Source organism: Nocardia seriolae NBRC 15557, from assembly GCF_007990715.1.
Classification (GTDB): Bacteria; Actinomycetota; Actinomycetes; order Mycobacteriales; family Mycobacteriaceae; genus Nocardia; species Nocardia seriolae.
Window position 1 is genome coordinate 1 of the sequence record NZ_BJWY01000182.1, and the last position, 11076, is coordinate 11076.

Consider the following 11076-nt stretch of genomic DNA (forward strand, 5'->3'; position numbering starts at 1 on the left):
GTATTAGGCTCTCGGGGATATCGGGGCGGCCACGAGCCGCTTCGCGCATGTGACGGATGGATAGGGTGAATTCATGACAGCTAATGGCGGCGGAGCCGAGGCGTGCTTCCGGACCGCGGTGGTTCCCGCGGCGGGGCTCGGCACCAGGTTCCTGCCCGCGACCAAGACGGTCCCCAAGGAGCTGCTCCCGGTGGTCGACACCCCGGGCATCGAATTGGTCGCCGCCGAGGCCGCGGAATCCGGCGCCAATCGGCTGGTGATCGTGACCTCGCCCGGAAAAGACGGCGTGGTCGCGCATTTCGTCGAGGACCTGGTGCTGGAGAGCACGCTCGCCGAGCGCGGCAAGTTCCATCTGCTGGAGAAGGTGCGCAAGGCTCCCGCGCTGCTGGACGTGACCTCGGTGGTGCAGGAGGAGCCGCTGGGCCTGGGTCACGCGGTGGCGCAGGCGGAATCGGTGCTCGACGACGACGAGACCGCCATCGCGGTGCTGCTGCCCGACGACCTGGTGCTGCCCTCGGGCGTGCTGGAGCTGATGGCCCGGGTGCGCGCCACCCACGGCGGCTCGGTGCTGTGCGCCATCGATGTGCCGAAGGACCAGGTCAGCGCCTACGGCGTGTTCGACGTCGAGGAACTGCCGGGCGCGCCCGAGGACGTGCTCAAGGTCAACGGCATGGTGGAGAAGCCGGCCGTCGAGGACGCGCCGTCCACCTTCACCGCCGCCGGTCGATACCTGTTGGACCGCGCCATCTTCGACGCGCTGCGCCGCATCAACCCGGGCGCGGGCGGCGAACTGCAGCTGACCGACGCCATCGCACTGCTCATCGCGGAGGGTCACCCGGTCCACGTGGTGGTCCATCGTGGGTCGCGACACGATCTGGGGAACCCGGGCGGTTATCTTCGTGCAGCGGTCGATTTCGCTTTGGAACGCGAGGAATACGGGCCCGCCCTGCGTGAGTGGCTCGAGCAGCGGCTCGGCCCGGACTGGAATCCCCGGCTGACCTCGCACGAATAGACCGCTGCGACAACCACGGCGGCAGTGATGGACAGGCGCCGCGATCCCGCGGGCGAGCGGGACGCGGCGGGCGAGACGACGGAAGGGCGGCATGCGCTCGGTTGAGGATCAGCAGATCAAGGTGACCGCTGCGGCTGTGGCCCCGCGGCCGGTTCGGGTCGCGATCAGCGAGGCCCAGGGACTGCTGTGTGCCGAGGACGTGGTGACCGAACGTCCGCTACCCGGGTTCGATCAGGCCGCCATCGACGGATACGCCGTGCGCAGTGTGGATGTCGCGGGCGCGGGCGCGAATATCCGCGACGAGGACGGCAATTCGGTGGACCTGAGCCTGCCGGTGGTGGGCGAGGTGGCGGCCGGTTCGCGCCAGCCCATCCGGCTACAGCCGCGCCAGACCGTGCGGGTGGACACCGGCGCGCCGCTGCCCACCCTCGCCGATGCCGTACTGCCGCTGGAGAACACCGACGGCGGCCGTGCTCGGGTGAAGGTCTACGAGCCGGTGCGTTCCGGCGATTACGTGCGCCGCATCGGCGACGATGTGCAGCCCGGCGATCTGGCCGTGCGCGCGGGCACCATCATCGGCCCGGCCCAGGTGGGGCTGCTGGCCGCGGTGGGCAAGGACAAGGTGCTGGTGCATCCGCGCCCGCGCTTGTCGGTGCTGTCGGTGGGCGGCGAGCTGGTCGACATCGACCGCACGCCCGGACCGGGTCAGGTCTACGACGTGAACTCCTACTCGCTGGCCGCCGCCGCGCGCGACGCGGGCGCGGACGTGAACCGGGTCGGCATCGTCAGCACCGATCCCAAGCGGCTGCGCGATGTGGTCGAGGGCCAGCTGGTGCGCTCGGAGGTGGTCGTGATCGCGGGCGCGGTCGGCGGCTGGGCGTCGGAGCAGGTGCGCGAGGCGCTGGAGGGCCTGGGCGAGCTGGAGATCACCCGGGTGGCCATGCATCCGGGTTCGGTGCAGGGCTTCGGTCTGCTCGGCCGCGACGAGGTGCCGACCTTCCTGCTGCCCTCGAATCCGGTTGGCGCGCTGGTGGTTTTCGAGGTCATGGTGCGGCCGCTGATCCGGATCGCGCTGGGCCGCCGCCATCCCATGCGGCGGGTGGTGCGGGCCCGCACCATCCTGCCCATCGCCTCGATTCCGGGGCGGCGCGGCTATCTGCGCGCGCAGCTCATGCGCGACGAGCAGACCGGCGACTACCTGGTGCAGCCGCTGGGCGGCCCGAACGGGGCGTCCTCGCATCTGCTGGCCACTATGGCCGAGGCCAACAGCCTGATCGTGATCGATCCGGATGTCACCGAGGTGCGCACCGGTGACGAGGTCCGGGTCGCTTTTCTCGCACAGCGAGGGTGAGGCCCGCCATGAACGGTCGGCGCCCGGAGGCGGCAGCGTGCGTAACCATGGAGGGCGCCCGAGCATGGCAGATGGGTACGGCATGAACGTCTTTCGGTCCGCCCAGCATCCGGGGTGGCCCGCTCACCTCGGCCCGGTGCGGGTCGGCGCGGGCGTGGTGTCGCTGCGGCCGATCCGTTTGCGGGATGCCTCGGCGTGGAGCCGGATTCGCATTCGCGACAAGGACTATCTGGAGAAGTGGGAGCCGACCGGGCGCGGCCCGTGGGAGGCGCGCAACCACTCCAGTAACTGGCCCGCCCTGTGGTCCTCGCTCAAGGCCGAGGCCCGGCGCGGCGGGATGATCCCGTTCGTCATCGAGGTGGACGGGCAGTTCGGCGGTCAGCTCACGGTCGGCAATATCGTGCGCGGCGCGCTGCGTTCGGCGTGGATCGGCTACTGGGTGTCGAGCGAGCTGGCCGGTCAGGGTGTGGCCACCGCGGCGCTGGCGCTGGGTCTGGACCACTGCTTCACCGAGGTCGGCCTGCATCGGGTGGAGGCCACGGTGCGCCCGGAAAACCTTGCCAGCCAGGCGGTTCTGCGCAATGTCGGCTTCCGCGAGGAGGGGTTGCTGCAGCGCTACCTGGATGTCGACGGGGCCTGGCGCGACCATCTGCTGGTGGGCATGACCGTGGAAGAGGTCTCGGGCACGGTGGTGGACAGGCTGATTCGCGCGGGGCGCGCCGCTCGAGTCTGATAAGTGGCTGTGTGTTTCTTCCTTACGGGGTAGTTGTTACTAGTGTTGCGGGTGTGGTCGGCGCGCCTGTGGGGAATCCCGGCGGTGTGGAATTACCCTACGGACGTCGGTGGTGCGTCCGTCTACCAATCGGTAGGCGCTGCGGTGCACGTCGAAGGGACAGCAATCTGGGCGGGACGGAGGTGTGACGGCAATGCCGAATTCGATCTTGTGGATCGGTTTGGTGGTGCTCTGGGTCTTCGTGCTGTTCCCCATGCTCGCCAACCGGCATCCGCGCATTCGCCAGCACACCGACGCCGCCCTCTCGACGCGCGTGTTGCATCGCGGTGGTGCCAAGCGACGCACCAGGAAAGGTCCGGCGACCGGACATGACACCGACCCGGACTACGTGCCGGTTCGCAGAAAGCTTCACCCGAGCGAGGATCCGGAGGATCGGATGACCAGATCGGACGATAGCCGCGCTGCATCGGACGAGAAGGAAGTCGACACCGAGGTGCCGGGTGCCGAGGCCGGGGGAGCCGCCGAAACACCCGAGCCCGCAGCGGATTCGGTCGACACCACCCCGGCGGAGATCACCGTCGAGGCCACCGCCGCCGAAACCGAGACCGGGACAGAGAAATCCGAGGCGGGCTCCGAAACCGCCACGGACGAGCCCGAATCCGAACCAGAACCCGAACGCGCCGCCGAGCCGGAACCCGAGCCCGAGGCCCCGAAGCCCCAGCGCGCCCGCACCCCGGCCCTGCGCGAACCCGATCCCGAGCCGGAGGCGGAGCCGACCGCAGCGTGCCGCGAATCGGATGCCGCCGAGGCCGCCGACGAGGATTTCGTGCCTTCCCGCCGGGGCCGCGGCGGCTTCGATCCGGAGGCCGACGCCGCCGCCCGCGCGGCCCGCTACACCTTTCGCCAGCGCGCCGTCCTGGGCCTGGTGCTCTCCACCCTGATCCTCGCCGCCGCGGGTTTCGCCATCTCGGCGGTGCTGTGGTGGCTGTGCGCCCTGTCCGGCACCGTGCTGGTGGCCTATCTGGCCTACCTACGCAGACAGGTCCGCATCGAGGCGGATATTCGCCGCCGCCGGGCCAACCGCTCGGTACGTAAGCGTACCGAGGTGGCCGACGAGGAACCGCCCGCCCGGGAGCGCCCGCGCCCGGACCGCGAACAGACCCGCACCCAGCTCCGCCGCGCCGTGCTCGTCGAACCCGACGACGAGGACCCGCTCTTCGAGCACCTGGAGCTCTTCGACGCGGCCGCCGCCCGCGCCACCCGCCAGCGCGCCACCGGTGCCCGCGAGCGCCGCGCGGTAGGCGAATAAGCGGAAAGCACAACGCAAGTCCGAAGCACAACGAGAGGGGCCCCGATCGAATCGGGGCCCCTCTCGTGTGTCCGGTGAACCTGCCGCCTACCCGCTCGCCGGGATCTGCCGTTCGATGAGTTCGGCGAGAGTGCGTAGCTTGGCGGCGAATTCGCGAGCCTCGGCGGGATGATCCGTGGACCCCTTCACCACCTTCTGGGTGAGCGCGGCCAGCCGCGTCTCGACGGAGCTGAACACATCCGGCGCGTCCGGTTGCTCCTCGAGCAGATCACCGCGCAGCCAGGCTTGCAGCCGCTGCACCACTTCGCCCTCGTCGTAGGCGGAGGGCAGCACCGCGACCGCCTCGCGGAGCTTGCCCGCGGTGACCTTCACATCGGCGGCCAGCGTGGTGTAGACGGTGACGGCCGCCTCCTCGCCGTGTGCCGCGACCACCGGCAGCAGCTCGCGGATCTGTCCCTCGTTGATGGACGGCGCGACCGGGTGCAGTCGCGCCGCCAGCGGCCAGGCCCGGATCAGCTTGTGCGCGTAGGACCGCTGCATGTCCCACCGCTTCTCCACGTACTCGTCGAAGGTGGCGTGGTCGGCCCGGTAGAGCCGGCCGTCGCGGACGATCTGCAGCGCGCGCCCGGCGGTCCAGAAGGCCACCCGCAGCGCGTCGATGGAGGATTCGCAGACTTCGAGCTGTTCGCTCTCCGAGCGGCTCAGCGGTCCCTCGCCACCGGTGGCGGGCAGCGGCAGCTCCAGCACCGAGGGGGCCGGATCCGCCGCTGCGGGAGCGGGTTCCACCGGAACCACCGCGACCGCCGCCCGGATCGGCGCGGCGGGGGCGGTCGTTTTCGGTGCGGTGGAAATGATCCTTGGTTCGGCGGGGATATCGGATTTCGACTCGGCGGCAGCGGGTTTGGCCGGGGACAGCAGCACCGCGGTGGCCGCCTTCGACAGTTGTGGCGTGCGCGGCCATTTGGCGTCGCGCAGCGGCGATACCGGGGGAGTGTGCTCGGCCTCGTCGGAGAGCGGGTTGCGGCCCAGGCCGCCCCCGCCGCCGATGGAGCCCTTGCGTCGCTGCGGCGGCATCAGGCGGACACCTCCGCCGGAATACGTGCCGCCGCGGCGGCTTCCAGATACGGCCGCACCAGTTCCTCGCCGACGGCGTGGTATTCGCCGCGATCCTCGATCGGATTCTCCGCCCCGTCGCCGACTTCGCCGTCGGCGGCCTCGCGATACCATTTCCACGCGCTCACACAGGCGTCGAACACGTCGTAACCGGCATCCTCCAGATTGCCGCGCGGGGTGCGGTATTCGGTGGACACGTTCACGCCGTTCTTCATGGTGACCGGCACCTTGGTCATGAGCACCCGGACGCGAATGGCGCGATCGTTCTCCGCCGCGGCTTCTTCGGCGGCCCGATAGGTACTCGGCACGCGTTTGACCTCCGAGGGGCTGACGCTGGTGACCAGAACGAGTTCGTCGCTCACCGGCACCGCGGCCTTGAAGATGTCCGCGGATTCACCGCCCGCGTCGACAATGATCACGTCGTAGTTCTCGGAATTGTCGGTGATGCAGTCGTTCACGTGCCGGGACGGGAAGGCGAGCAGTTCGAAGGGAATCTCCACCTCGGCCTTCTGTAGCCGCCGATACCAGGAATAGCCGGTCTGGCTGAGCGGGTCGGCATCGATCACGAGCACTCGAAGCTCGTGCACGGTGGCGAAATACGAGGCCAGGAAGAAGGCGGAGGTCGTCTTGCCCACGCCGCCTTTGAGATTCCCGAGCGTCACCACGAGTGGCTGGGGAAGATTCGGTAGGACACCGGATTCGTTCATCGATCATCCTCCTGATGATGGGGAGGGCTGGTTTTTCGCGAATCAGTCTCACACGCGCGCGTGCCCGCGCCCGTGAGGGCGCGCGTAGGGGTGTGGAATTGGGTCGAAATCCGCTGTGTCCAATTGGACACAGGTGTCAATGGTTACTGTTTCGTTACGAATAACATGCATGTCATTCGTTGCACGGCATGCATTTCCGGCGAAATATGCAATCTCGGATCTGCTGGCAGTACCGAAAATTCGCGTGTGATGGACGGAAACCGAATAGCTTTCACGGCTTGATCGGAGGACGACCGCTCATGGAAACGATCGGTGATAGACAGAAGGTTCGACTGCTTCCGCGGCTGAGCCTGCGGACCCTGGTGACAGGAGTCCTCGGTGCGGCGGCCATCGGAGCGGCCCTGCTGTTCACGGCGGGCGAGGCGCATGCGGCGCCGGTGACGGTCCCGGGCGTCGGGGAGATCGAGATCCCCAATGAGCTCGCGGCACACCTCGGAATCAATGTTCCGGCACCGGAATCCACGGCTGGGGAAGCCGAAGATTTCCGTCCCGTGACGAATCCCGGTGCCGATGACCGGATTCCGGGCGTGGGTGAGGCCGACGCTTCACGCATGGTCGCGATCCCGGAACGGGTCACCATCACCCCGGCCGACCCGCAGACGGATTCGGTTCCGGTGCAGGCCCTCGCGCCCGAGCCATTGCGTCCCGCCACCCCGGCCCCCGCTCCGGAGGTCCGCTCGGTGGTCGTGGCCGGACTGGGCAGCTTCCAGGTTCCCGCCGGACTGCCCCCGCTGGTCGGCATTCCGGGCGTGACCGACGCCGCCGTCGCGGGCAGCACCGGCGCCGTGCCGGCACCCATGCCCGCGGCCATGCCGAAGATCACGGCGGGCCAGCGCGCCATCGAAGCGGCGCGCAGCAAGCTCGGCGCCTACTACCGCGCGGGCGGCAACGGCCCCGACTCCTTCGACTGCTCCGGCTTCGTGCAGTGGTCCTATCGGGAGGCCGGAGTCGAGTTGCCGCGCACCAGCTATTCGCAACTGGCCGCCGGGACCCCGGTGCCGCTGGACGAATTGCAGCCGGGCGATCTGGTCTCGTACTACGGTGGCGGCCACTCGGCGCTGTACCTCGGCGACGGGAAGATCATCCACGCCAGCGATTACGGCTCCGGCGTGAAGATCTCGCCGCTGGACACCATGTACGTGACCGGAGCCCGGCGTTTCTGATCAGGGCCAGCCGACCGTACCCCGTGCGGGCGGACCGTACCCCGTGCGGGCGACGAAGTCCGGATACCCGATCCCGCCGGTGCCCGCCCACAACTGCTGGGCCATGACCGCCAGGCGAGTTCGCAACGGAGAGACGATCTGTGCGGGAGTCGGTGCCGTCGGGTCGTCGCACCAGAGGAAGACCATGGAGCCACGCAGCAGGGACCGATCGGATTCGGGCAGCCGGTGCCCGTTGATGAAAAGCCCGGTCCGGATGCCCGGCCAGAATCGCGTTCATGTGGCTGGGCATATCGATCTCGGGCACGATCTCGATGCCGTAGGAGTCGGCGTAATCGAGGATCTCGCGCAGGTCTTCGGCGCTGTAGTGCTCGGGTGAGGTGATCTCCGGGTGGCGGGTGCTGTCCAGCCGGAAGCCCTGCGAGTCCGAAAGGTGCAGCTGCACCGGGTTCATCCGCAGGTATGCGGCGTCGCGGATGCGCGCTTTCACCCAGTCGACGGGGAAGAACTCGCGGCCGGTGTCGAGCATGAGGTCGCGTTCGGTGTGGTCCGGCCGATCCTCGGCGGTGATCGTCAACCGGTCGGATGTGTCTATTCGATACGACTCCGGTGTGTCGGTTCCGCCGTGGCGCAGCACTATATCGCCCGGCAGATCACGGTCGGTGACGGCGGAAATCGGCTTTCCGGCCCGGTCGAGGTCGCTGGCGAGCAGCTGTGCGGTTTTCCGGTATGCACCCGCAGCGACAATGCGGGAATCGGCGCGCAGGGTGAATCCTGTATTACCCGTTTCCGGTGTCCAATGTTCGATGCTGGACGCTGTAGCTGGAAGTTGTTGTGCCACAACAGGATTGGCCTACGAGGTCGGTAGGTGGACAATCGCCGAGGCGGTCAGAATCGAGAGCCGGACCGCGATCCGGCGGCCATGGCGGCCGCGGCCGATCGAATTTCCGTGCACGGCGACAATTGAACCCGTCAACCCTCGAAAACGTCTAACCTACACATATTCATCCCGTCGAAATGTCGAGGTGCGCCATGGGGTCCAGGAAATCGGCGGCGGTCGCGCTCGCGACGCTCACCTTCGCCGCGCTGTCGCTGTTCGCCGCCGCTCCGGCTTCGGCCGCTCCGGTCTGTGCCGGTGCGGTTCAGCCGACCTTCGTGGTCGCCTCGCTGCCGGGCGCCGCGCTCGAGGGCATTACCGTCGACCCGGCCGGGCGGGCCTTCGTCACCGATCTGGTCAGCGGTCAGGTCTTCCGCATCGACGCCCCCGGCGCACCCGCGATCCCGATCGCCCGGGTCCCCAGCGGCGGCGCGGGCGGGCTGGCCTGGCTTCCGGACGGCCGTCTGCTGGTCGGCTACGGGGCGGACGCGCGGGCCGCGGTCGGCGACAGCGTCCGCGGGGCCGGGATCGTGACCGTCGATCCCGACACCGGGGCCGTGGCCCCCTTCGCGTCCGGGCTCTCGGCCGCCAATGGCATGGATGTCTCGCACGACGGAATCGTGTACGCCACAAACGATTTCGGCTCCCTCGTGGGCCGGGTGTACCCGAACGGCGCGGTGCAGGCGGATTGGGCGAGCTTCCCCAGCGCCAATGGCGCGGTGCTCAACGCGGACAACTCGTTCCTCTACGTCTCGCGCACCTTCGTGAATCCGGGCGTCAGCCGGATTCCCACCAATGCCCCGTGGGCCCCGCAGTCGCTGCTGGACCTGTCCGGCGGTGACTTCTTCGCCGCCCCCGACGGCCTGACCCTGGATTCGCGCGAGCGCCCGGTGCTGCCGTTCAACCCGTCCGGTCAGGTGGTCCGCATCGACGCGCCCGGCCAGTACTGCGTGCTCGGCTTCGGACCGCAGTTGACCAGCGAGGTGCAGTACGGCCGTGGCGGCCAGGGCTTCTCCGCCGGACGGCTGTTCGGCATCACCTTCACCGGCGTGGTCTACGAGATCCCCGGCGGCTTCGACCCGGACGCCCGCACCGCCGCGCCCTGACGGACGACGGGTTCGGTCAGCAACCCGACGATCATGGCGATGATGTTGCCCTGCACGTCTTTTCGCTCGGCGGCGGTCGGCAGATCCTGCCGTTCGTAGTCGGCGAGCAGGGCGAACATGACGGTGCGCATGGCCCGCAGCCGATAGGTCCGCTGCGCCGGGCCGAGGTCGGGCATCGCCTTGTAGATCCGGTTCACGATGACGCGCGTGGCGTGCCAGCGCTTCTCGTTCAGGTCCGGTCCGCTCACCGCCGGATGCGAGCGCGCCTGTTCCAGGAACCGCGCGTAGTGGGTGGACCCCTCGGCATAGGGCACGTCGAACATGGGTCGCACCAGGATGGCGACCAGCGCGGCCACGCTGTCCGGTGCCCCGGACGCCTCGTGGTCGGCCAGCAGTTCGGTGCGCCGGGACTCCAGCGCGGGCTGATGCCGCTCGATGATGGCGGTGATGAGCCCGTCCCGGGATCCGAAGTGGTAGTGCACCGCGGAGTTGTTGCGCTGTCCCGCCGCCACCGCGATATCGCGCAGGGCCACATCCGGCCCGCGTTCGGCGATGGTGCGCTCACCGGCGAGCAGCATGAGCTCGCGCGCGTCAGGACTGTTCACCGGGGTCACTATAGGGCCGCGCCGAAGATCCGATGCAGGCCGGAAACGGTACTGCCGTCCACCTTCCCATGTACCGCTCCGTACCGGGAACGACCCGCGGCCGATCCGTTTCGGGCGAACGCTACGTTGCGTTCACAAGATGAACAATGAACGAATGCCGTGGAGAAGAGGATAACGCCTGCGAGACATGGGAATTCGCGCAGCTGCACCGCGGCATCCTAATGCAATCACGCAGGTCGTATGTTGCAATAGGTTTGGAGCCGTGCCGCTTCGGCGGCAACTTGATGAAGGAGTCGCCGCGATGCCCGGAGGAAGACTCGGCCCGGAGGATCGCCGTCTCATCGCCGCGGGGCTGTCCCGCGGGCTCGGCTACGCCGATATCGCCCGTCAGCTCAACCGGCCCACCTCCACCGTGAGCCGGGAGGTGACCCGCAATGGCGGGCCGGGCCGCTATCGCGCCGAGGTGGCGCAGGCGGCCACCGCGGTGCGCTCGCGCCGCCGCACGCTCCGGCCCAGACTGGCTGAAAAGCCTTCCGGGACCGATGAATACGGTCGCAGTCCGGCCCTGCTGGCGGAATTCAGCGCCGATTTCGCGATGCTGTTCGCGCAGAGCGGGATGCCGAAGATGGCCTCGGCGGTGCTGGCCCGGCTGTATGCCGCGGATTCGGGCAGCCTCACCGCCGCCGAGCTGGTGGCGCTTCTGCGGGTGAGTCCCGCGACGGTGTCGGCGGCGGTCGGCTATCTGGAGGAGCAGGCGCTGATCCGGCGGGACCGGGATCCGGGCAGCCGCCGCGATCGCTACTTCATCGACGAATCCGCCTGGTACCGAGCCACTCTCGCGGGGGCGCGGGCGAACGGGCGGCTGGCCGCCAAGGCGCGCGACGGCGCGGACGCGCTGGGCGCGGGCACTCCCGCCGGGATGCGGCTGCTCGGCATGAGCGAATACCTGGAGCGGGTGAGCCTGGACATGGTGCGCTCGGCCGAACGCTGGCGAGCCCAGTCCGCGGACTGAGTGGCCCGCGGAACGCGTGCCGCCTAGTACT

11 protein-coding genes are annotated in these 11076 nt (G+C 69.0%); 7 read left to right on the forward strand and 4 right to left on the reverse strand.

Annotation, left to right across the window (positions count from 1 at the left end; genetic code table 11):
- The first annotated feature begins 73 nt into the window (after nt 1-73).
- The 4 genes from NS2_RS33480 to sepX all read left to right on the forward strand — a co-directional run bounded on the left by NS2_RS33480 (nt 74) and on the right by sepX (nt 4405).
- Nucleotides 74-1012, forward strand: a complete 939-nt coding sequence (locus NS2_RS33480) for a UTP--glucose-1-phosphate uridylyltransferase (RefSeq protein WP_033091305.1) — start codon at nt 74-76, stop codon at nt 1010-1012.
- Nucleotides 1013-1103: 91 nt separating this feature from the next.
- Complete coding sequence (glp, locus tag NS2_RS33485) at nt 1104-2363, forward strand: molybdotransferase-like divisome protein Glp (RefSeq protein ID WP_033091306.1); 1260 nt, start codon at nt 1104-1106, stop codon at nt 2361-2363.
- Nucleotides 2364-2445: 82 nt separating this feature from the next.
- A complete protein-coding gene (locus tag NS2_RS33490) occupies nt 2446-3096 on the forward strand; it encodes a GNAT family N-acetyltransferase (protein WP_033091307.1) in 651 nt (216 codons plus the stop codon).
- A 193-nt stretch (nt 3097-3289) separates the two neighbouring features.
- Nucleotides 3290-4405, forward strand: coding sequence for a divisome protein SepX/GlpR (gene sepX, locus NS2_RS33495; RefSeq protein WP_147207414.1), 1116 nt, complete (start codon nt 3290-3292; stop codon nt 4403-4405).
- Between the two features lie 87 nt (nt 4406-4492).
- On the opposite strand, the gene NS2_RS33500 is transcribed toward sepX, so the two are convergent.
- Together NS2_RS33500 and NS2_RS33505 are read right to left on the reverse strand one after the other, a co-directional pair.
- On the reverse strand, nt 4493-5479 hold the full coding sequence (locus NS2_RS33500; RefSeq protein WP_052087030.1) for a hypothetical protein: 987 nt from the start codon (nt 5477-5479) through the stop codon (nt 4493-4495).
- Nucleotides 5479-6225 (reverse strand): ParA family protein, encoded by a 747-nt coding sequence (locus NS2_RS33505; protein ID WP_096490731.1) that lies wholly within the window; start codon nt 6223-6225, stop codon nt 5479-5481. Before NS2_RS33505 ends, NS2_RS33500 begins: the two co-directional genes overlap by 1 nt.
- A gap of 299 nt (nt 6226-6524) precedes the next feature.
- On the opposite strand from NS2_RS33505, the gene NS2_RS33510 reads away from it, so the two are divergent.
- On the forward strand, nt 6525-7448 hold the full coding sequence (locus NS2_RS33510; protein WP_052087032.1) for a C40 family peptidase: 924 nt from the start codon (nt 6525-6527) through the stop codon (nt 7446-7448).
- Here the strand turns inward: NS2_RS33510 and NS2_RS33515 are convergent.
- A complete protein-coding gene (locus NS2_RS33515; protein WP_071811590.1) occupies nt 7366-8286 on the reverse strand; it encodes a family 20 glycosylhydrolase in 921 nt (306 codons plus the stop codon). The two genes, NS2_RS33510 and NS2_RS33515, sit on opposite strands and share 83 nt — an antisense overlap.
- A gap of 191 nt (nt 8287-8477) precedes the next feature.
- Here NS2_RS33515 and NS2_RS33520 point away from each other — a divergent pair, with 191 nt between their 5' ends.
- Nucleotides 8478-9428, forward strand: a complete 951-nt coding sequence (locus NS2_RS33520) for an SMP-30/gluconolactonase/LRE family protein (RefSeq protein ID WP_103557201.1) — start codon at nt 8478-8480, stop codon at nt 9426-9428.
- Here NS2_RS33520 and NS2_RS33525 read toward each other — a convergent pair.
- Entirely contained in the window at nt 9377-10033 is a 657-nt protein-coding gene (locus NS2_RS33525) for a TetR family transcriptional regulator (RefSeq protein WP_143161175.1), read from the reverse strand. The genes NS2_RS33520 and NS2_RS33525 overlap by 52 nt on opposite strands.
- Before the next feature lie 301 nt (nt 10034-10334).
- Between NS2_RS33525 and NS2_RS33530 the strand changes: the two genes are divergently transcribed.
- Nucleotides 10335-11045, forward strand: a complete 711-nt coding sequence (locus tag NS2_RS33530; protein ID WP_033091311.1) for a GbsR/MarR family transcriptional regulator — start codon at nt 10335-10337, stop codon at nt 11043-11045.
- Nucleotides 11046-11076: the final 31 nt, after the last annotated feature.

Excerpts from the sequence above, each read along its gene's own strand:
- NS2_RS33480 (WP_033091305.1), top strand. The coding sequence starts at position 74 with ATGACAGCTAATGGCGGCGGAGCCGAGGCGTGCTTCCGGACCGCGGTG.
- glp (WP_033091306.1), top strand. The coding sequence starts at position 1,104 with ATGCGCTCGGTTGAGGATCAGCAGATCAAGGTGACCGCTGCGGCTGTG.
- NS2_RS33490 (WP_033091307.1), top strand. The coding sequence starts at position 2,446 with ATGAACGTCTTTCGGTCCGCCCAGCATCCGGGGTGGCCCGCTCACCTC.
- sepX (WP_147207414.1), top strand. The coding sequence starts at position 3,290 with ATGCCGAATTCGATCTTGTGGATCGGTTTGGTGGTGCTCTGGGTCTTC.
- NS2_RS33500 (WP_052087030.1), bottom strand. The coding sequence starts at position 5,479 with ATGCCGCCGCAGCGACGCAAGGGCTCCATCGGCGGCGGGGGCGGCCTG.
- NS2_RS33505 (WP_096490731.1), bottom strand. The coding sequence starts at position 6,225 with ATGAACGAATCCGGTGTCCTACCGAATCTTCCCCAGCCACTCGTGGTG.
- NS2_RS33510 (WP_052087032.1), top strand. The coding sequence starts at position 6,525 with ATGGAAACGATCGGTGATAGACAGAAGGTTCGACTGCTTCCGCGGCTG.
- NS2_RS33520 (WP_103557201.1), top strand. The coding sequence starts at position 8,478 with ATGGGGTCCAGGAAATCGGCGGCGGTCGCGCTCGCGACGCTCACCTTC.
- NS2_RS33530 (WP_033091311.1), top strand. The coding sequence starts at position 10,335 with ATGCCCGGAGGAAGACTCGGCCCGGAGGATCGCCGTCTCATCGCCGCG.